Source organism: Peribacillus sp. Hz7, from assembly GCF_042136355.1.
GTDB classification, from domain to species: Bacteria; Bacillota; Bacilli; order Bacillales; family DSM-1321; genus Peribacillus; species Peribacillus asahii_A.
In genome coordinates, this window is sequence record NZ_JBHHJV010000007.1 from 72019 (window position 1) to 93060 (window position 21042).

At 38.1% G+C, this 21042-nt stretch carries 18 protein-coding genes; 3 read left to right on the top strand and 15 right to left on the bottom strand.

The annotated features are described in order from the left end of the window. Window positions 1–75: 75 nt before the first annotated feature. A complete protein-coding gene (locus ACE199_RS11665) occupies window positions 76–1401 on the top strand; it encodes a S8 family peptidase (RefSeq protein ID WP_375349951.1) in 1326 nt (441 codons plus the stop codon). A 108-nt stretch (window positions 1402–1509) separates the two neighbouring features. Here the strand turns inward: ACE199_RS11665 and megL are convergent, their stop codons facing one another. After that, window positions 1510–2700 carry a methionine gamma-lyase gene (gene megL, locus ACE199_RS11670; RefSeq protein ID WP_375349952.1) on the bottom strand — a complete coding sequence of 397 codons (1191 nt, stop codon included), beginning with the start codon at window positions 2698–2700 and terminating at the stop codon, window positions 1510–1512. A gap of 234 nt (window positions 2701–2934) precedes the next feature. Between megL and ACE199_RS11675 the strand changes: the two genes are divergently transcribed. Next, window positions 2935–3861, top strand: coding sequence for a VanW family protein (locus ACE199_RS11675; protein WP_375349953.1), 927 nt, complete (start codon window positions 2935–2937; stop codon window positions 3859–3861). 145 nt (window positions 3862–4006) lie between these two features. Here the strand turns inward: ACE199_RS11675 and ACE199_RS11680 are convergent, their stop codons facing one another. The 3 genes from ACE199_RS11680 to ACE199_RS11690 form a co-directional block, all read right to left on the bottom strand. After that, a complete protein-coding gene (locus tag ACE199_RS11680; protein ID WP_375349954.1) occupies window positions 4007–5569 on the bottom strand; it encodes an ATP-binding protein in 1563 nt (520 codons plus the stop codon). Window positions 5570–5872: 303 nt separating this feature from the next. Further along, window positions 5873–7591: an assimilatory sulfite reductase (NADPH) hemoprotein subunit gene (gene cysI, locus ACE199_RS11685; protein ID WP_375349955.1), complete on the bottom strand. Its 1719-nt coding sequence runs from the start codon at window positions 7589–7591 to the stop codon at window positions 5873–5875. Window positions 7592–7618: 27 nt separating this feature from the next. Then, window positions 7619–9427 carry an assimilatory sulfite reductase (NADPH) flavoprotein subunit gene (locus tag ACE199_RS11690; protein WP_375349956.1) on the bottom strand — a complete coding sequence of 603 codons (1809 nt, stop codon included), beginning with the start codon at window positions 9425–9427 and terminating at the stop codon, window positions 7619–7621. Between the two features lie 337 nt (window positions 9428–9764). Here ACE199_RS11690 and ACE199_RS11695 point away from each other — a divergent pair, with 337 nt between their 5' ends. Then, window positions 9765–10670 carry a LysR family transcriptional regulator gene (locus ACE199_RS11695; protein ID WP_375349957.1) on the top strand — a complete coding sequence of 302 codons (906 nt, stop codon included), beginning with the start codon at window positions 9765–9767 and terminating at the stop codon, window positions 10668–10670. Between the two features lie 159 nt (window positions 10671–10829). Here ACE199_RS11695 and yknW read toward each other — a convergent pair whose 3' ends face one another. The 11 genes from yknW to pstA form a co-directional block, all read right to left on the bottom strand. Continuing rightward, window positions 10830–11504 carry a YknW family membrane protein gene (yknW, locus tag ACE199_RS11700; RefSeq protein WP_375349958.1) on the bottom strand — a complete coding sequence of 225 codons (675 nt, stop codon included), beginning with the start codon at window positions 11502–11504 and terminating at the stop codon, window positions 10830–10832. 348 nt (window positions 11505–11852) lie between these two features. Next, window positions 11853–12023, bottom strand: coding sequence for a hypothetical protein (locus tag ACE199_RS11705; protein ID WP_164853119.1), 171 nt, complete (start codon window positions 12021–12023; stop codon window positions 11853–11855). Between the two features lie 207 nt (window positions 12024–12230). Next, complete coding sequence (locus ACE199_RS11710; protein ID WP_127759027.1) at window positions 12231–12428, bottom strand: aspartyl-phosphate phosphatase Spo0E family protein; 198 nt, start codon at window positions 12426–12428, stop codon at window positions 12231–12233. 375 nt (window positions 12429–12803) lie between these two features. Then, window positions 12804–13886 carry a dimethylsulfone monooxygenase SfnG gene (gene sfnG, locus ACE199_RS11715; RefSeq protein ID WP_375349960.1) on the bottom strand — a complete coding sequence of 361 codons (1083 nt, stop codon included), beginning with the start codon at window positions 13884–13886 and terminating at the stop codon, window positions 12804–12806. A gap of 228 nt (window positions 13887–14114) precedes the next feature. Continuing rightward, complete coding sequence (ssuD, locus tag ACE199_RS11720; protein WP_375349962.1) at window positions 14115–15239, bottom strand: FMNH2-dependent alkanesulfonate monooxygenase; 1125 nt, start codon at window positions 15237–15239, stop codon at window positions 14115–14117. Between the two features lie 13 nt (window positions 15240–15252). After that, a complete protein-coding gene (locus ACE199_RS11725; protein ID WP_375349963.1) occupies window positions 15253–16431 on the bottom strand; it encodes an acyl-CoA dehydrogenase family protein in 1179 nt (392 codons plus the stop codon). 127 nt (window positions 16432–16558) lie between these two features. Continuing rightward, window positions 16559–16834, bottom strand: a complete 276-nt coding sequence (locus ACE199_RS11730; RefSeq protein WP_375349964.1) for a hypothetical protein — start codon at window positions 16832–16834, stop codon at window positions 16559–16561. A gap of 19 nt (window positions 16835–16853) precedes the next feature. Then, window positions 16854–17252 (bottom strand): riboflavin kinase, encoded by a 399-nt coding sequence (locus tag ACE199_RS11735; protein ID WP_375349965.1) that lies wholly within the window; start codon window positions 17250–17252, stop codon window positions 16854–16856. Window positions 17253–17555: 303 nt separating this feature from the next. Beyond that, window positions 17556–18794, bottom strand: coding sequence for a serine/threonine transporter SstT (gene sstT, locus ACE199_RS11740; protein ID WP_375349966.1), 1239 nt, complete (start codon window positions 18792–18794; stop codon window positions 17556–17558). Between the two features lie 582 nt (window positions 18795–19376). Then, window positions 19377–20147 carry a phosphate ABC transporter ATP-binding protein PstB gene (gene pstB, locus ACE199_RS11745; protein WP_375350049.1) on the bottom strand — a complete coding sequence of 257 codons (771 nt, stop codon included), beginning with the start codon at window positions 20145–20147 and terminating at the stop codon, window positions 19377–19379. A 69-nt stretch (window positions 20148–20216) separates the two neighbouring features. Further along, window positions 20217–21041 (bottom strand): phosphate ABC transporter permease PstA, encoded by an 825-nt coding sequence (pstA, locus tag ACE199_RS11750; RefSeq protein WP_375349967.1) that lies wholly within the window; start codon window positions 21039–21041, stop codon window positions 20217–20219. Window position 21042: the final 1 nt, after the last annotated feature.

Genomic DNA, 21042 nt, shown 5'->3' on the forward strand with positions numbered 1-21042 from the left:
GTTATAAATACCGTTACCAAAACTCGATTCCAACCATAACCTAATGATGAATCTATTTTGAATAGGAGTGATAGAATGTTTGATTATTCAGTGATTCAATTTATACAAACTTATGCTCATCAGCTGGACAAGCCACTTCAAATAGAGATTCTGAATCTTTATAAACGTTTTAAACGAGCCCCCAAATTTCTACAAAATCGGCTGGGACCTTTATTCATGCATACTGTGAAATTATCTGTCATTGTGGAATTTGAAGATATGGAATGCCAAAAGCAAAGTGTACAGCAGTTACAACACTCATTAACAACAAATGCTCACTGTCAATTCAAAAATCAATTTTCTTCTGTACCTTGTTGTAGTGTAGAGGTCACACTTGCCGCTTTAGCAGATTTGTTTAAAAGCCATTCGACAGTTCGAAAAGTTCATTTAAACAGACAAGTACAAGCCCTCCTCGATCATGCCATTCCTTCCGTTCAAGCAGATCATGTTGTCCGCAATAATAAACAATTAACCGGACAAGGAATCACAATCGCTGTTATCGACACAGGAGTTTATCCACATTCGGACCTTGAGGGAAGAATCGTTCATTTTGTAGACTTTATCAATCGACGATCCGCTCCTTATGATGATAATGGTCATGGAACGCATTGCGCTGGTGCCGCTGCTGGAAACGGTGCTGCTTCAGGAGGACAGTATAAAGGATCAGCTCCCAAAGCTAATATTATTGGTATTAAAGTACTAGATCGTTCAGGGGCAGGTTCACTTGAAACGGTCATGCAAGGGGTTGAATGGTGTATAGAATACAATCGTAATCATCCAAACAACCCAATCCACGTTATCAGCTTATCTTTAGGAAGTCCTCCTCAGCGATTTAGAGAGGAAAATGCGGATCCAATGGTACAGGTAGTAGAAAAGGCTTGGCAAAGTGGCATCGTCGTATGTGTAGCAGCAGGTAACTCCGGTCCTAGGGATAGAACCATTGCAAGCCCTGGAATTAGCAATGAAGTCATTACGGTAGGCGCCCTTGATGATCGAAATACGCAGTATACACGGCAAGATGATGTTGCTGCTGACTTTTCTAGTAGAGGACCAACTCTTTATGGTGAAACAAAGCCAGATCTATTAGCTCCAGGAGTCAACATCATCTCCCTTCGTGCCCCAAATTCCTATTTAGATAGATCACAAAGTTCACGTCGAGTCCAATCCAACTATTTCTCCCTTTCCGGTACGTCCATGGCCACGCCCATTTGTGCAGGGATTGTTGCCTTAATGCTTGAATATTATCCACATCTAACTCCTAATGAGGTCAAAGAGAGATTAAAAAAAGGGACCGTTCAATGGAAAGACACCAACTCCAATCTTTATGGCGCCGGTTATATAAATGCTGAGAACTCCATTTAAAGAAAATTTGATAACTATATTAAATCGATACGCTCTAGAATAAAGCCTAAATAAAAAATCAGTACCTCTCCATAATGAGGTACTGATTTTTTTGATTAGGTTCCTCCCTTAATTCTGCAAGCTATCCAATGCTTGATCTAAGTCTTCCCAAAGATCTTCCCAGTTCTCCAGGCCGACCGAAAGGCGAGTAAGCTGATCAGTAATTCCCATTGCCTCTCGCTTTTCGGAAGGCACACTGGAATGTGTCATCGTAGCTGGGTGCTGAATCAATGTTTCAGCATCTCCAAGGCTGACGGCAATCTTAATGAGCTTTAGAGCATTTAATAGCTTTTGGGCATCCTTCTTTGTTCCTTTGATTTCAAATGAAATAATCCCTCCACCTTGCCTCATTTGTTTCTTCATAATCTCGTAATCCGGATGCTCTCGATCCCCCGGATAAAAAACCTGTGCTACACTTGGATGTTGCTTCAATTTATCAAATAGCTTCGCCGCATTTTCCGAATGACGGTCCATTCTAACAGGAAGTGTCTTTAGGCCTCGCAGCAACAGCCAAGCATCAAAAGGCGAGATAATTCCACCAATATCTTTTTGAGTTGTCTTCGTTACCTTGTTAATGAATTCCTTTGAGCCAACAACAAGCCCTGCAACTACATCACCGTGCCCACAAATATACTTTGTCGCACTGTGTAAAACAACATCACAGTCTAATACGAGCGGCTGCTGAAGGTAAGGAGATGAGAAAGTATTGTCCACGACAACGGCAATCCCATATTTCTTCGCCACTTTAACAACCATCGCAAGATCTATCATTTTCATTGTCGGATTAATCGGTGTTTCCACATAGATGCAGACGGTTTCCGGTCGAATTACTGCCTCTATCTGTTCCTCCGTTCGCATTTCAGAGAAATCATGCGTAATATTGTATTTTTCCTCCATTAAATGTAAAAGGCCGAATGTACAGCCATACAAGCCTTGCGAGCAGATAATATGATCATTTGCTTTCGTGAGTGCAAGCAACACAGCAGACACAGCAGCCATTCCCGAGCCAAATGCAAGACCTGCTTCGCCTCGCTCAAGCATGGCAATTCGATCTTCGAGTATTTTCACAGTTGGGTTACCGAGCCTGGAATAGATATATCCCTCTTCCTCACCGGAAAACCGTCGCTCTCCTTGTTCAGCATGATCAAAAACAAATGTCGATGTTTGAAAAATCGGCGCAGCCAGACTCCCCATATATTGCTTCGGATCGTACCCCTCATGAATCACTGCAGTTTCAATATGCTTATAAAACTTATCCATTGCTCCCCCTCCTCTGCCTACTTCTATATATATGTTGAAATAACCAAAAGGAGAAATCCCCATAAGAGGTAGTTATACACAAAATAATCCACATTTTATCCACATATAATTATGTCACTGTGACTCAAAAAAGAAAGGATTAGATTCTTACTTTTATCCAAACTAAATATAGGAGTGTGCCAGCATGCCTAACTGATTTAGTACAACTACATTTATATTGTGAGGTACCTATTTATGAAATTTGCATGGCTTACAGCAATCTTACTATTCATTCAACCAGTGCATCCTTCAAACGATTTATTAATCACCCATCAGGGACAAACAATCGCTCATATCCCCCGCTCAGATTTTATGATTGCTTTACCGGATACACCAATGGTGGACAGAGATAAATACAACCAACTAATTGAGGAAATAGACAAACAAATATATAAAGCGCCTGTAGAAGCTGGAATTGACAATGCAGGCAACATTATCCCTGGGCAAACAGGTTATAAATTATACAAAAAAATATTTGAGGAGCAATTTTATACCTCTTTTTTCAGCAGTGGAACAGCCAATATAGAAGTGCCCTTACTCCCTATTCATCCAAGAGTAGACAGCGAGCTTCTTGCTCACATTCGCGTACAAAAAATTGGGCAATATGTGACTTACTTTAATAGTGCGAATAAAAACCGTACACAAAATATCTCACTGGCTGTAGAAGCTATTAATAATCATGTCGTTTTTCCTGGGGAGATCTTTTCATTTAACAAAGTCGTTGGTAACCGAACCGCAGAAAGAGGCTATTTACCAGCTCGCGTTATCGTCAAAGGAGAGTTTTCAGAAGGGATTGGAGGGGGGATTTGTCAAGTATCCTCCACTCTGTTCAATGCTATTGATCGCACAGGGATGGAGATTATGGAGCGTTATTCTCACAGTAGACGTGTTCCTTATGTTCCACCTGGTCGCGATGCTACAGTCAGTTGGTATGGTCCTGATTTTAGCTTTAAAAATAATTATAACCAACCGATTTTAATCCGAGCTATAAGATACGGGGGCCAAGTGATTATTACGATTTATTCCTCAGATGATATTGATTATAAGGCAAGGAACGTTCCGCAAGCCTCCCATCAATTATCTAAAGAGGTAAGCTGTTCGAGTGTTAATACTTGTGAATAGCAATTATGAGAAGTAACTTTGGCTGATAGGTCATTCAAAGGTGACTAGATTGGGCAAGAGAAGTTATCCATAAGCTCCCCCTTGCCCAAAGGTACTAACTCTTCTATCCACAGACTTATGCACACATTACCCACAACTCTTTATGTCACTGTGACTTTTCAGTAAAAAAATCATTCAACGCTAGCTGTAGAGTGCCTTTGAATTCTGCTTGATGATTTATACTGATGCCTAAATCTGTGAAGCTCCTCACAATTTCAGCCCGCATTCCTGTTATGATGAGTTTACACCCCATCATGGATATACCATCAATGATTTTTATAAAATTATTCGTTATTTCTTGTTCCATAGGGGTAATACCTGAGAGGTCGATAATTAATGTTTCTATATGATGAGTTTCGATTTCAGTGAGGACTTTATCTTGAATAGTGGAAATTCTTAAATAATCAATCATACCAATTAACGGTAAAATGCATATCTTATCATTAATAGGAATAATAGGAACAGAAAGATTCTCTACTAAATTTCGTTGCTTATCTAGTAATTCATCTTTGTACGTAGAATAACTGATAAAAAAGTAAGTAAAAAATAAATCAATCGATTTATTTATACTTTTTTCCAACATAAAAAATATGACTCGATCGACTTCCGTTTTGTTCAGTAAATCAAAATGATATAAGAAATCCCATAAAGTTCGTCGAATTGCCTGAATCCATTCTAACTTGAAGGCAAGTGTTAATGAATATTTGGCCCATGCTACCCCTTCTTGCTTAGCAAAAGAAATTAATTCATGTTCTCGTTCTTCTACAACAAATAATACAAGCTTGTGTACATTATCCAATAGGTTTATATTTCCAATTTGGTGTATTTCTTCAATTTTTCCTTTTACATTAATGGCTTCTTCTAACACTCTCTCTTCAAAGACTTTTCGATTTTCAAAGAAGAAGTTTTTAATACAATAATTTTCTTCAAATTTTAAATTCAAATTTTTAACTCCTTGGTTACATTTTTTATTAAGTTGAGGAATCTTAATTGTAAATGTTGTCCCTTGATTTTCTTCACTATCAACGACGATTCTCCCGCCATGTTGATAAATAACAGAAAACACTTGAGTCAGCCCCAAACCAGTACCTAAATCCTTGGTTGTAAAAAAAGGAGTTCCAAGTAAGTCTAATTTATCTTTTGGAATTCCAACTCCTGTATCTTGAATGGTAACGATTACCTCATTATTCACTGATTCATGCATAATCATTAATGTTCCTTCTCCATCCATTGATTCAAAGGCATTTTTAATAAGATTAAAAAATGCCTTTTTAAATTGACTTTTCTTTCCAACAATCGTTACATCATTATTTTTAAAATCTGTGATGATTGTAATATCGTACATTTTATCTTGAAATAAATTTAGAATAGATTCTAGTTCTACTGATAAATGAATGGTTTGATACTCTTCAAATTCCAAATCAGGCTTAGAAACTTGAAGCAGATTATTTAATGTTGTTAAGGCGTTATCTAATTCCGAGTGAGCAATATCTATATACTGGTTACTGCTTTCTTGCTGCAGCAATTGTAAAAAACCTTTTACTGCTGTTAATGGATTCTTAACCTCATGGGCAATTCCTGCGGCAATCTTACCTACTGATGCCAACTGCCTTAAATGAGCATTGCTCTCTGATTCCATTGGTGTAATCTGGTCCGGTTTCATTTTCATTATTACTCCCTTCTATTCACAATCAAGTTAGCAGAACAAAAATTCAAAATATTGTAAAAATTTAACCATAAACATATACTACCAAAAACTATAGTAAAAACAAATTATTAGCCATGTTTTTGGAAATAATTATGAAAAATATCCCCTCAGATTAAAAAAGTGAGTATCATTAACCATTAGCTTCTGTTCTTCACTCATGTCAAAAGTACAACCTTTATGGATACTGTAAAGACTCAAAAAGGTTTACTATATCAAAAAAAGAGACAGGAATCATTCCCTGTCTCTCATACATCTACATCTTCATTACTCGTGGAAATTCATACCATCTGTCGTTGCTTTAATGATGCCTGCGCGAATAACAAAGTCACCGAAGTGCTCTCCTTCTTGGCGCTCTTTCGCATAGCGAGGAAGCAGCACACGTAGTTCATTTAAAATTTCTTCTTCACCGATGTTTTCGCGATGCATTTTACTTAAACGGCTGCCATCAAAAGCTGCACCAAGATACATATTGTATTTGCCTGGTGCTTTACCGATAAAGCCGATTTCACCTAGCGCATGACGTGCACACCCGTTCGGGCATCCTGTCATACGGATCGTAATTTCTTCATCGCGAAGACCATTTTCATCCACGATTTCTTCAATCTTATCAATCAATCTTGGTAAATAACGTTCCGCTTCCGCCATCGCTAAACCACATGTTGGTAAAGACACGCAAGCTATGGAGCTGCGGCGTAATGCCGAATATTGTTTTCCGTCTGTTAATCCGTATTTTTCAACTAATTCGTTGATTTGTTTCTTTTTCTGACTTGATACATTTCCAATGATTAAGTTTTGATTACTTGTTAAACGGAAATCCCCTTTATGAATCTTAGCAATTTCACGTAAACCAGTTTTTAGCTTGTAATCATCAAAATCGGCAATACGGCCACCCTCAATGAACAATGTTAAATGCCATTTTCCTTGGATACCTTTCACCCAGCCATAACGATCGCCATTACGGTCAAAATGATAAGGTTTCGCTTCATCCAAGCTCCAGCCAAGGCGGTGCTCTAGCTCATCCTTAACTGTTTGTAGACCAAGGCGGTCCACTGTATACTTGAAACGAGCATTTTTACGGACAGAACGGTTTCCGTAATCACGCTGAATCGTAATCACTTTTTCTGCTACATCATAAAGTTGATTTGGCTTACAGAAACCAATTACTTTAGAAAGCTGTGGATATGTTGCTTTATCACCATGAGTCATACCCATACCACCGCCAATCGCTACGTTAAACCCGACAAGCTTGCCGTCTTCAACAATAGCAATGAAGCCAAGATCCTGTGAAAAGACATCTATGTCATTGGATGGAGGAACGGCAATCCCGATTTTAAACTTTCTCGGTAAATAAAGCGGTCCGTACATTGGCTCAACTTCTTCTACTTCCGGTGTGCCAGCTACTTTTTCTTCATCAAGCCAAATTTCATGATAAGCTCTTGTGCGTGGCAATAAATCATCACTCAATTTTTTAGACCATTCATATACTTCTGCATGGATTTCAGATTGATATGGATTTGAAGCACACATCACGTTTCGGTTCACATCGCCGCATGCTGCAATCGTGTCTAAAAGAGCCGCATTGATTTCCTGAATCGTTTTTTTCATATTCCATTTTAAAATTCCATGCATTTGAAATGTTTCTCGTGTAGTTAATTTCAATGTGCCGTTACCGTATTTATCAGCAAGCTCATCCATAACAAGCCATTGATCCGGTGTAGACACACCACCTGGCATACGAACACGCAGCATGAATTGATACGCTGGTTCAAGTTTTTGCTTTTGACGCTCATTACGAAGATCACGATCATCCTGTAAGTAACTGCCATGATGTTTCATCAAGCGGTTATCGTCTTCAGGAATTCCCGAGCTAAGTCGATCCAACATTTGTTCTTTCAGCGTACCGCGCAAATAGTCACTTCTCTCTTTAATGCCTTCTACATCACTTGGCGGTCCCTCGGGTGCTTTTAAAATTTGATTCACCATCTAGAAAAAACTCCTTTCAATAAACAATCAATATACATCGCGTTGATAACGTTTTTGTTGCTGCATATCCGTTAAATATTGTACAGCTTCTTCACGGCTGATGCCGCCTTCTTTTTCAATAATCTCGAGTAAAGTGTTATGGACGTCATGTGCCATGTTTTTCTCATCGCCGCAAATGTAAACAACTGCTCCTTCTTGAAGCCATTCGAACAATTCTTTACTATGTTCAAGCAGGCGGTGCTGTACATATACTTTTTCATCCGTATCACGCGAAAATGCGACATCCATTTTTGTCAGTACACCATCTTGCAACCATTTTTGCCATTCCGTTTGGTAAAGGAAATCTGTTACGAAGTGCTGATCTCCGAAGAACATCCATGATTTCCCTTCAGCACCAATTTCCTCACGTTCTTGCATAAAAGATCTAAACGGTGCAACACCTGTTCCTGGTCCAATCATAATAACTGGCGTATCTGGATTAGCTGGTAGCTTAAAGTTTTGATTATGCTGAACATAGATTGGCAGAGTATCTCCTGGCTGCAAACGTTCCGCACATAAAATCGAGCAAACACCATTTCGTTCACGTCCATGTGCCTCGTAACGAACCGCACCAATCGTTAAGTGCACTTCATCTGGATTCGCAGCTAAGCTGCTCGAAATGGAATACAGACGAGCTGGAATTTTTCGAAGAATCGAGATAAATTTCTGTGCAGGTATACCTGATAGATTAAAATCACGAACAACATCAAGTAAATCGCGTCCTTCAAGATACGCTTTTACTTTTTCTTCATTTCCTGGTGATACAAGCTCATGTAAATCTTCATCTGCTGAAATCTCGGCTACCTGCCCAAGAAGCGGTTTTGTTAAAACAGTAATTTCAAAGTAAGAAGTAAGTGCTTCTTTAAGCGGACGGACCTCTCCCTGTTTATTAACCGTTACCTTTTCTTCCGAATCCCACTTCATTTCCCCAAGAAGTGCTTCTACAAGAGCTGGATCATTTTCTGGATACACACCAAGGGTATCTCCCGGTTCAAATGTCAGTCCAGATCCTTCAAGTGATAATTCAAGGTGGCGTGTTTCTTTATTTGAGCCACGGCCATTTAAATTGATATTTTCAAGTACTTCCGCTTTGAACGGATTTGTTCGAGAGTAGACCGATTCACCTGTTGGAGATGCTGCTGCCTGAACAGGAGCAGCACTTCCGCCCTGCGCTTCACTTAGGCTGACCAAAACTCCTTCAAGCCATTCCGCTGCCGGCTCATCATAGTCAAGATCGCAATCAAAGCGTGGGTAAAGTCGTGTACCACCAAGCTCTGCTAAGCGTTGATCAAAATCTTTTCCTGTTTGACAAAATAATTCATAAGAACTATCTCCAAGAGCCAAAACAGAAAAGTTAAGATTGTCAAGCTTTGGAGCACGTTTACTATATAAAAATTCATGGAACGATATCGCGTTATCTGGCGGTTCTCCTTCTCCATGTGTACTTGCGACAATAAGAAGATTTTGAATTTTCTTCAAATTATTCGGCTTAAAATCACTCATCGCTGAGACAGTTACTTGGAAACCACTCTCCGTAAGTGTCTTGCCTGCATTTTTCGCAAGTCCCTGCGCGTTTCCACTTTGTGAGCCATAAAGAATGGTCACTTCTTTAGAAATTGCCGGAGCGGCACTTTGAGCTTTGGCCTCTTCTACCGGTGCTCCAGCTGTTCCTGGAACAGTAGCAGCCATATAACCGCTCAACCAATTTTTTTGTGTTTCTGTCAAAGTTGGCAGAAGACGGTTAAGGAGCTCCGCCTGCTCCTGATTAAACGGACTGTTCATTACCTGAATTTGCAACGATATCCACCTCACAAAAGAATATATGCTTTTTAGTACGTTGTTTACTGACTAGTTTTAACAAAATTCAACATTAACCTTCTAGTAAAAAATACTTACTATCATTTCCTTAATATACCAACATAATCTTTATAGGTTAAGTCGGTTTTTAGGTTATATAACCCATTATAGCATTCTTATATAACGTTTCCTATTTAATTTTTTCGTTCAATTGTCTTCCCAGCTAAAACGCTTCCTAAAAAAATCCTAATTGAAGTTTACAGCAAGATAAGGGATTAGTAAAATATATATAAATTATTGCAACTATTAAGATTATTAATAATAAGGTGGGTTTCTTGTGTATTATGATGCATTAAAAACATTTGTAACTCTTGTAGAAGTTAAAAATTTCACCAAAACAGCTGAAACCCTTCGCATGTCGCAACCAAGTGTCAGCTTACACATTAAAAATCTTGAAAAAGAATTTCAAACTAAATTATTTCTACGTTCTCCAAAATTGTTAAAAATCACCCCAACTGGTGAAATTTTGTACGACCGTGCCAAGCAAATCATCACAATTTACGAGCAAACTAAACAAGATATTCTTGAACAGCATAACTCCATCAAAGGAGAATTAAAAATAGGAGCCAGTTTTACAATCGGTGAATATATATTGCCTTCCTTACTTTTTGACCTTCAAAAAAATTATCCTGAGCTTGAACTTCATGTTGTTATTGGAAATACAAGAGAAATCATTCAATCTGTTCGCTTGTATCAAGTAGATATTGGTTTGATTGAAGGCCAAACAAATGAAAAGGAGCTTTCCGTACACGCTTTTATGCAAGATGAGCTCTTTATTGTTTCCTCCAACAATCATAAGCTCGCTTGTAAAGACGAAGTTACAGTAGCTGATCTTCAAGATCAAGCATGGATAACAAGAGAAGTTGGATCAGGGACACGTGAATATCTGAACCATGTCATTCGTTCAAATGGTTTGAAAGTTAAATCACTCCTTACAATAAGCAGCAATCAGGGAATTAAAGAAACGCTTATGAATGGCATGGGCCTCTCTCTCTTATCCCATAGTGTCATTGAAAAAGACGTCCAGCATAGGAATCTCTCCATTATTCAATTGAAAAATCAATCCTTTACTAGAACGCTTTCCTATGTGTATTCTCCTATCATACAAGATAAAAAAAATGTTAGATTATTTATCAATGCTTTAAATAATAAATGGCCTTATAAGGCCCCATCAACCAACTAAAGTGAAACGATATGGTTGATGAACTCATTTAATAACACCTTATGAAAAGAAGCTAATGAACAGCTTGTATGTAGCGATTCATTAGCCTCTTTTCATTCTAAGTGAAATACCCTTCATGGACTTTTTCGTTCAAAAAATCTGTAACCCTAACCCTTGTCACTACATTCCGCCCAGTCCAGCAAACATGCCGCTGATAACCGCCATTCCAATTTGGAAAAGAAAAAACACAATCGCAACAGTCCAAGAAAGCCCTTTAGACAAACGTGCTACCTTGTTCAAACCAATTCCGGTCAAAATAAGACTCCAAATCGCAAATACTTCGATAGCTCCTAATACGTAAGACTCTGAATTAAGCAGCCCTGCCAAACTCGTTACATAAATTTCCGGATTGCCGCCTATAAGAAAACGAACAAGTCCATTTAGTAATGCACCAAGTGCCACTATAAGACAAATATATGTATTCATCGAGAAAAGCTGTTTAAACGTAACATCTGATTGAGCAATCTTCGCAATAATTAAGATAATTACACTACTAATCAAGACAGAGATAATAGGCGTAAATAGTCCCATCACAATACCCAATACAATCGTAAAAATCTCCATTAATACTTGTCCTTCTGCCGGTATATCCTCACCAATAAGACTAGCCGTGTCCATCGCCATCATCGTCAAAACGGTTCCAACTGTAAAAATCGTTGTTATAATCAGCATAGCCAACCAAATTTTTGGATGTTGCCGGATTCTCTCCAATTGCTCTCCGGGGCTTCCAATCATTCCGAATAAGGATGGCTTCAACTGTGCCCCCTTATTCACATTTTCCAATTGCTCCTCCATATCAAACACTCCTTTATTAACCAGCTTCCTAAGTTTATACGAATCTAGCATAAAAAGGTTTCAATCCCTTTAATTTCAGTGTGTCAATCTTTAAAAGAAGAGGTTCACTCAAAAAAGTCCATTCATCATGTCCTTTTAGAGTGAACCTCTTCTTTGAATTCCCTATATGAAGTGAAACTTCCATCAGTGGGAGCTTTCCTTTATCCCCACTGATGGTTACTCACGTTCCACGGGCAGTTGTCTCCTAACTATCTTCTTTGTTTCCTCATAAGTTTGAGGTGCTAGGCTTACTGTCCGTTAAGTGTGGGATAAAATTACATGCAAAATACTTCAACTTCACAACGAGGGCTATATTGAGTTCCCTCTTCCTTCTCTACCTTGTTTAGAGTTACGATTTGCCCCTTTCATTGGATCTTCTCCAGCAGCAAATTCAACCGTATAGTCCGCTTCCTCAATGTTTTTCTTCGGTGTTTTACTATATTTCTCTACAGCGTTTCTTTCAGCTTTTCGCTTAACCATCTAATCAATCCCCTTTCTGATGTAATACATACACCAATAGTTTCTCCACTCCGTCCTAGAATATGAATCATTTCTCAATTAATACAAGACGTGATAGTTATTGATACATGCACAAGCTTGCCATATAAAAAAAACCCTTCCTTTCAAAACTCAAAAGAAGAGTAAAATGACAAAACCATCAAATATCTAAAAAATTAAGTTCTCTAACTAACCTTTATCAATGTAAAAAAATAATTGCTCCCTATTATTAGGTTTATATAAATCATTCAATAAATTATCTAATCTATGACTGAGCTCTATTGTATCAGGGTGTGTTAAGCCAAAGCCTATGCCAGTTAGTACCATATTTTTTCTTGTTACTTCAATCTCTTCTATTAGTTCTCTATTTGATAATTCCCCAATCATAGTACACCCCGCCCTTATAAATTATATAAACCATTAATTTATGTAAAGTTAATCATTTTTACCATTTTTAAACATTATATACGAAAAACAAAGTGATTTGAAAGAGTTTCTATATAAATGATAACGATAATTCAAAATATTTTGAAAATCTAGATGGCTTTCAGTGATAGAAAGGCTATATTCCGTTTTGATTGAACGACAGCTATTCGTTAAAGCACCCAATTGCACAACAAAAAAACCCTGCATATTTAACACAGGGTTTTTGATCAAACTTTATTCATGCTACAACAGTTATTTATAGTGCTTCCACAGCCAAATTCTGACCAAGTGACTAATTATCAGTAAAGACTGAGAAAAACCTTTACTAATGGAAGCTTAGTTTATTTCTAGCAAACTACTAATTCTTTTTTCTTTTTCTCTGACAATGGGAATGACCTTTTCCCCAAATGCTCTTAGGTCTTCTTCATAGTGAAGAAACCCTGTAAGTACGATATCAACGCCAATTTTTTTCAATTCAAGGATGCGGTCAGCCACTTGTTCAGCCGTTCCAATGAGTCCTGTTTTAAAACCGTCATTATATTGTACAAGATCTTCAAAAGTGGATTCCGCCCACATCCCTTTTCCTTCAGGCGAGGCTGCCCCCGCGGTTTGAACAGAGCTTCTGAATCCTTCAACTGCTTCTTTATGCGCATTTTCCACAATATCGCGTAACACTTGTCTTGCCTCTTCTTCTGTATCACGGACAATGACGAAACCATTAACCCCAAACTGGATGTCACCTTTACCGCTAGCCTTTCTCAATGCTTTTACTTCATCAATTTGTTCCTTAATTTTTTCAAGGGAGCCCCCATTCATAAAATATACATCGGAAACGCGTCCAGCCATTTCTTTGGCTGCTTTAGAATTCCCTCCTTGAAAGATTTTTGGCGAATTAATAGGTTTGGGCTTTAATGGTGCATCATTCAATCGGTAAAAATCCCCTCGATAATTCGCCTTTTCTTTTGTCCACATTTCTTGAAGAACTTCGATAAATTCTTCAGAGCGGCGATAGCGTTCATCATGATCCAACCACGGTTCTCCGTAGCCCTGAAATTCACCTTTAAACCACCCGCTGACAATATTAATAGCAGCACGACCATTGCTAATATGATCAATCGTTGAGATAATTTTCGCCATTACCCCTGGATGCCATAGACCAGGTAGAACAGCTGTAATAATGTTCAATTTTTCTGTTGAAGCGGCAAGTGCAGAAGCAAGCGCAGAGGCCTCTAATTGATTTTCAGCGCCATAGCTTGCGAAAAACCTTGTTTGCAATAGTACATAATCAAAGCCAATTTCTTCAGCAATTTGAGCGTAGCGTTTATTATCTTCAAATGACCAGCCTGTTTTTTGTGGTAATTGAGAGACGACTAGACCTCCACTAACGTTTGGCGCCCAATAAGCAAATTGTAAACTCATAATAGTTCCTCCTTCATTTTTAGAATAAAAAAGAGACTCACATCAGAATCCTTAACGAAAGGAATCAACATGAGCCTCTGGTGGTCCAGTAAGCAATATTTATTCAACTTGTTAAATAGACATAGGATTGTTGATTTTTGGCTCCTAGATGGAAGAGTGTGAGAAAATCAAATTGGATTTATATACAACCTCTAGCTTCTAGCAGGCTAATTCTATTTCATAGACCCGTTATTTAACAACGGCTGGTTTAATATCCCCACCGAATGGACTAAGGAATGTTCGTTGGTTCGACGTATCCTTTCTTTCTATTGGAAGTTTAGGGAATAATAATTCGGCTGTTGTATAGGCTTCTTCTAAATGTGGATAACCTGATAGAATAAACGTTTCAATACCTAAATCAGCGTATTCTTTTATACGTGCAGCAACCGTATCAGGATCTCCTACAAGTGCTGTACCTGCACCTGTTCGCACCAATCCTACTCCGGCCCATAGATTTGGACTCACTTCTAGTCGAGCACGGTCTCCTTCATGCAGACTCGTCATTAAGCGTTGACCTTCTGAATCCATACGCTTAAATACTTTTTGCGCTTGTGCAATGGTTCCGTCATCCACGTGTTCAATGAGCTTATTAGCTGCTTCCCATGCTTCCTCTTCCGTTGGACGTACAATGACGTGTAGTCGTATGCCAAATTTTAATGTTCTTCCTTGCGCTGCTGCGAGCTCACGCATTTTATTAATTTTTTCCTCCACCTTAGCTGGCGGCTCACCCCATGTTAAATATACATCGACATGCTCTGCAGCCACATCCATTGCAACGGGTGAAGAGCCTCCGAAGTATAATGGCGGATATGGTTTTTGAATCGTAGGGTATGGTAATTGACCCCCTTCGATTTGTAAATACTCTCCTTTTAAATTGACTTCTTCTTCTGTAAATAATTGACGCCAAATTTTTAAAAACTCATCTGTTAACTCATAGCGTTCGTCGTGATCTAAAAATACGCCTTCTCCTGCCAGTTCTATTGGGTCACCCCCAGCAACAACATTAATTAATAATCGACCATCAGAAAATCGATCTAATGTTGCAGACATACGTGCCGCAAAGCTTGGTGACATTAAACCTGGGCGTACCGCTACTAAATACTTTAGATTTTTTGTTACAGGTACGAGTGTCGAGGCGACAATAAATCCTTCTTCACACGTTTTTCCCGTTGGAATTAAAACACCTGTATAGCCTAAATCATCTACTGCTTCTGCAATTTGCCTACAATAGTTATATGTTGCAGGACGTGAACCTTCATTATTATTTAATTGACGAAAGTCACCATTCGTCGGGATAAACCAAAAGATTTCCATTAACACTTCCTCCTTATGAATACGCTGAAATTTCTGGGTATTGGTTATTTAAAGTATACTGACCAAGATCACGAATTTTATAGTCAATCGGATCATGTAATGTATGGGTACGTACATTACGCCAGTAGCGATCAAAGTTATATTGCGCTGAAGTTGCCCGAGCCCCCATCATTTGGAACACCCGACTTGTCACATCAAGCGCCGTTTGTACGACTTGCACTTTCGCAGTGGCAACAGCGATACTACATTCCCCACGCCGCTCTTCCGTAATGCTAGTTTTTAGCGCCCATGTATTTTCCAATATCTCATTAGAAATATGTACAAGAGCATCCGCGGCCTTCAATTGGACAAATAAGTCACCGTAGTGATAAATGTTATACGGATCATTTATTGCTTTATCGACATGAGATGTCACCCACGGACGCGTCTTTGTTTTTGTATAGTCTTTGGCAGCCTCAAAAGCACCTTCAGCTGTCCCGAGTAAAACGTGAATCAAAATAGACTGAGCAATATGCGTACGTACTGTAGCGAATAAGTCGCTATCAGTCGCTTCGTAAGCATCAAGTACCTCTGTATCATGTACAATTACATGTTCAAAAGTCACAGAACCACTATCCGTCTGACGCTGTCCAAAGCTATCCCAATCATGCCCCAACAAAATACCTCCGCGATTTGTCGGAATGACAGCAATTAAGACACCAGAACCATCATCCTTTTGAGCAGAAATGAGTAACCTATCTGAATCTGCTGCACCAGAGCAAAAGCTTTTTTGACCATTAATGATCCATCCGTTATCTCCCTTTGTAGCAGTTACATGAGTATCAAGAGGATTAAACGCATTCCCCCAGAAATAATTATTTTCTGCTGTTTCCTTTGTAAACTGCTCAACTTGTTCTGGTGTACCATATAGCTCAACAGAAGCAAGACATAAAAAATGATAACCAAATAAATGAGCTACCGAACTATCTACTTTAGCTATTTCACGTGTAATACGTAAAACTCTTTTCCAATTCTCTCCGTAACCACCGTATTTTTTAGGGGCTGTTAAACGGAGTAACCCACTGTGACGAATGAGGTCACGCTCCTCTTTCGCAGTACCGCCACGCTTATCTCGTTCGCTTGCTGTTTTTGCAAATTCTTCTGTTAATGATTTCACTATATCTTGTAGTTTTTGTGCTTTTTCAATTAGCACGGAAACCCCTCCCCTCTTATGCAAAAGTCCTTGCAATTTCATATCACTAGGACCTTCAATTGTCTAACCAGCTATAAAATACAAACTATCTATATGGATTAACTATGAATTATAGCTATAATAATTCCTAATTTTCTTGTAACACCTCATTTGCTTGATACCAAAAATCTTCTAGCTTTCTTGTCAAACCACCTGGTCCAAATTTTACCTTTGCTTCATCCGTACAACTAAAAATCATAAATCGCAACATAACTTTTCTTCTATTCAAAATATTAGTTAATCCTCTATTATAAAACCAAAGGTCAATCGTATTATAAATTCCTTTATTCAGAGAAAAATGTTGTTCGCAAAATTGAGTGAATTTCAAATCAGGTACATGACAAATTTTTTCAAACTTATCCATAATTTCCTCTTCCCATATGTTATTTAAGTAAATGAAATTGCTTACGAGCATAAAATTTATCAGCCTTTAATTGAGAAATTAGATCTTGTAGTTGGTTAAACTTTTTCTCCTTTCGAATATAAAACATTATTTCCACTGTTAAAATTTCATCATAAATATATTCATTAAAATCGATGATATGAACTTCGATTGTTTGATGGTTACCATCGTTAAAAGAAGGGCGACTTCCAACGTTCATCATACCTAAATATTTTTTTGACTGATAATACACGTATACACCATAAACTCCACTTTCTAAGAAGACATTGTTTGCGATATTCAAATTGGCTGTCGGAAACCCTATCGTTCTTCCGAGCTGCTTCCCTTTCTCAACCTGACCAACAATAAAATGATCAACATACTGACGTAATGCGTTCATATGAACCTCCTTGTGAAAATGTTTTATAAAAAAGACAGAGGCCTCCTAAGCAAATACTTAGAAAGCCTCTAGTTGTCTAGTCGGTCTAATATTATATTTGTTAATACTATAATACCTATTATTCCTAGTAGTCAAGTGTATTTTACAGAAAAATTTGAATTTAAAACATAAAAAAAGGATAAGCTATATAAAGTCACTAATCATATAATTGCATAAGCGGAAAACAAAAAAACTGCACCTTCAATGGTTAGTCGAGTCTAACCATTGAGGTGCAGTTCCATCGCAGATAAGAAGATTTCTTCTTTATGCTGCTTTGTTAATATCTATTGTTTTCCCTTCTTTACGCCACTCTTTAAATTCAGCCGCTGCTGTGAACAGTACGTCTGTAGATGAGTTAAGTGCCGTTTCAAAAGAGTCTTGTAAAACACCGATGATAAAGCCTACTCCAACTACCTGCATGGCAATCTCAGCTGGGATTCCAAATAAGCTACATGCTAGAGGAATCAGTAATAAAGATCCACCAGCAACCCCTGAAGCACCGCAAGCACATACAGCTGACAATACACTAAGAATAATTGCTGTAGGGATGTCCACTTGAATACCAAGTGTATGAACCGCTGCAAGTGTCAAAACAGAAATAGTAACAGCAGCACCAGCCATATTGATGGTTGCGCCTAATGGAATGGATACTGAATAACTATCCTTATTCAAACCTAGATTTTCACATAATCTCATATTGACAGGAATATTGGCAGCTGAGCTACGTGTAAAGAATGCTGTAATAGCGCTTTCCTTTAAGCACTTAAAAACAAGCGGGTAAGGATTTTGTCTTATATAGACAAACACAATGATTGGATTGATAACCAGCGCCACAAAGAGCATGCAACCAATTAAAATGGCCAGCAATTTCCCATAGCCTAGTAACGCCTCAAGTCCATTTGCAGTAATAGACTCAAATACTAGACCCATAATTCCTAATGGAGCCAACTTAATAACCCATGTAACTACTTTGGATACCGCATCTGAAAGATTAGCAATCATCGTTTTTGTCGTATCAGCGGCACTTCTTAAAGCCAAACCAAGAATTATCGCCCAAGCTAAAATACCGATATAGTTCGCATTAGAAATGGCATTAACTGGATTATCAACAACGCTCATCAATAATGATTTGAGAACCTCTGCAACACCGCTAGGAGGCGTCACACCCTCAGCACCCTTTGTAAGTGTTAACCCTACAGGAAAAATAAAACTTACAATAACGGCGATTAATCCAGCTAAAAAAGTTCCTAACAGGTATAAGAAAATAACGGATTTCATATTTGTTTTGTGACCACTCTTATGTTGAGCGATGGCCGCCATAACCAAGAAGAGTACCAACACAGGTGCAATCGCTTTCAGAGCACCTACAAATAAAGAGCCTAAAAGTGCAACAGGCTTTGCTGCTTCTGGAATCGTTATAGCCAAGATAATACCAATAACCAAACCTACAATTATTTGTTTTACCAGACCCAATTGACCCCACTTTTTCAATATGCTTTTCATAAATGTTCCCCCACTAGTCTAAGATAAAATTGTAGCGTTTTTAATATTGAACTATTCATTTCTCATAACCTTGCGATAGAATTAAACCTATTACAAAATAGATACAACCGAATATCATAAATGACTCTTATTAGATATGTACCAACTCTATTCCTAAAGTTTGGCTCTTAATCTTCTCCTTTGGTGCTCTTTCAGAGTCTCTCCAAAGGTTTATCTAATAATAGAGGTCAATTATTCATTAGGCTCTGTTATAGGACACTGTTTAACAAAGTCATTCATTAAATAAGCTTTTAGCTGATTTATTTCTTCGATGGATGACGATTTCCACCTTATTCCACGATATAAAGACAACTGTATTTCTAACAAATATTATTATACTGACTTTCTTGTTATATTACAATATTATTTTCTTTATTGGGAAATATTATAATTTTCAAAACTTTTATCTAAATGAAAAGGCATGAACCCGATACAAATACCGAGTTCATGCCTAACAAACTGTTTAACGAAATAACCTGTCTAAATGATCTTATAAAAAATCATTCTCAAAGCTTTCACAAAACGTCCTTTTCTATGGTCCATTTAACCGAATCGACCAGTAACATAATCTTTCGTTCTCTGATCCTGTGGCATAGAAAAGATATGATCTGTTTCATCATATTCAATGACTTCACCATTTAAGAAAAAAGCAGTTTTATCAGATACACGTGCTGCCTGCTGCATATTATGTGTAACAATGACGATAGTATAGTCCTTTTTCATGTGTGTAATCAATTCTTCTACCTTTAACGTTGAGATTGGATCTAATGCTGAAGTAGGCTCATCCATTAAAATGATTTCCGGTTTCATGGCAATTGCACGTGCGATACAAACACGTTGCTGCTGACCGCCTGATAGTCCGAGTGCTGATGTTTTAAGGCGATCTTTCACTTCGTCCCAGATTGCCGCACCACGTAAGCTCTCCTCAACAATCTTATTCAATTCTTTTTTATTTTTAATCCCCTGCATCCGGGGACCATACGCTACATTATCATAAATACTCATAGGAAATAGATTTGGCTTTTGAAATACCATACCTACCTTCGTTCGTAACTTAATCACATCATTGGATCGGTATATGTTTTCACTATCGACGACAATATCGCCGGTAATCTTCACACCATCAATCAAATCATTCATACGGTTTAGTGTTCGTAAAAAAGTTGATTTACCACAGCCAGAAGGACCAATTAAAGCTGTAACTTCCTTCTCTTGTATATCTAATGATACGTTATAGAGTGCCTGTTTTTCTCCATAGAACAAATTCAAGTCTGTTACACTAATTTTCGCTGCCTCTCCTGAATGCTGCTTCATTTGTGAAAGATTCCCCTTCTCTGCATTATTACGTTCAATCACTGTTGTACTCATTAACATACACCCCATTTAATAGTCAGCTTTATTTAACTTTTTTGATATAAACGTCGCCGAAAGGTTGAGAACCAAAATGATAACAATTAATACGATTCCAATGGCAGCGGCAAGTTCAATATCTCCGGACTCTTGTGTAACCAAATATGAATGCACCGTTAACGTTCTTGCCGATGAGAAAATACTTTCTGGCATCGCAGCTACCGTTCCAGCAGTTAAAAATATCGCAGCCGATTCACCAACAATCCTTCCGATTGAGAGAATAATTCCAGATAATATCCCCGGCATCGCACTTGGTAAAATCACTTTATATAAAGTTTGCAGCTTCGTTGTTCCCAAGGCTAGAGACCCTTCCCGATACGAATGAGGAACGGTTTTTAAAGCCTCCTCTGTTGTTCGGATGATGACAGGCAGTACGATAATAGTTAATGTCAATGAAGCAGCAATAATCGACATGCCCAACTTTAATGTGGTTACAAAGAAGACAGCTCCGAATAATCCATAAATAATCGAAGGTATCCCTGTTAAGCTCTCTGTAGCAAAACGAATCATTTTTACTAATCGGCCCTGCTTAGCATACTCTTGCAAATATACAGCAGCCAAAATCCCAATTGGTGTTGCTATTAATAACGAAATAGCGATTGTGTATATGGTTGTAACAATCATCGGCCAAATCCCGCCATCTCCTGCCGGTGAATAATCGCCAAAGATAAACTCGAAGTTAATTAAACGATATCCTTTATAAAAAATATATCCAACAATCGTTACGAGGACGGCAACTGTTAAGAAAGCTGAAAACCACAGAAGTCCGCGCAACAAGTTATCCTTAAACTTTCTCAAC

Bases quoted from the DNA above. Each gene is read 5' to 3' on its own strand.
- ACE199_RS11735 (WP_375349965.1), bottom strand. From the start codon at position 17,252: ATGAACGCATTACGTCAGTATGTTGATCATTTTATTGTTGGTCAGGTT.
- yknW (WP_375349958.1), bottom strand. From the start codon at position 11,504: ATGGAGGAGCAATTGGAAAATGTGAATAAGGGGGCACAGTTGAAGCCA.
- pstB (WP_375350049.1), bottom strand. From the start codon at position 20,147: ATGAAGCAGCATTCAGGAGAGGCAGCGAAAATTAGTGTAACAGACTTG.
- sfnG (WP_375349960.1), bottom strand. From the start codon at position 13,886: ATGAGTTTACAATTTGCTTATTGGGCGCCAAACGTTAGTGGAGGTCTA.
- ssuD (WP_375349962.1), bottom strand. From the start codon at position 15,239: ATGGAAATCTTTTGGTTTATCCCGACGAATGGTGACTTTCGTCAATTA.
- ACE199_RS11730 (WP_375349964.1), bottom strand. From the start codon at position 16,834: ATGGATAAGTTTGAAAAAATTTGTCATGTACCTGATTTGAAATTCACT.
- sstT (WP_375349966.1), bottom strand. From the start codon at position 18,794: ATGAAAAGCATATTGAAAAAGTGGGGTCAATTGGGTCTGGTAAAACAA.
- cysI (WP_375349955.1), bottom strand. From the start codon at position 7,591: ATGGTGAATCAAATTTTAAAAGCACCCGAGGGACCGCCAAGTGATGTA.
- ACE199_RS11710 (WP_127759027.1), bottom strand. From the start codon at position 12,428: ATGATTGGGGAATTATCAAATAGAGAACTAATAGAAGAGATTGAAGTA.
- ACE199_RS11665 (WP_375349951.1), top strand. From the start codon at position 76: ATGTTTGATTATTCAGTGATTCAATTTATACAAACTTATGCTCATCAG.
- ACE199_RS11675 (WP_375349953.1), top strand. From the start codon at position 2,935: ATGAAATTTGCATGGCTTACAGCAATCTTACTATTCATTCAACCAGTG.
- ACE199_RS11680 (WP_375349954.1), bottom strand. From the start codon at position 5,569: ATGAAAATGAAACCGGACCAGATTACACCAATGGAATCAGAGAGCAAT.
- megL (WP_375349952.1), bottom strand. From the start codon at position 2,700: ATGGATAAGTTTTATAAGCATATTGAAACTGCAGTGATTCATGAGGGG.
- ACE199_RS11705 (WP_164853119.1), bottom strand. From the start codon at position 12,023: ATGGTTAAGCGAAAAGCTGAAAGAAACGCTGTAGAGAAATATAGTAAA.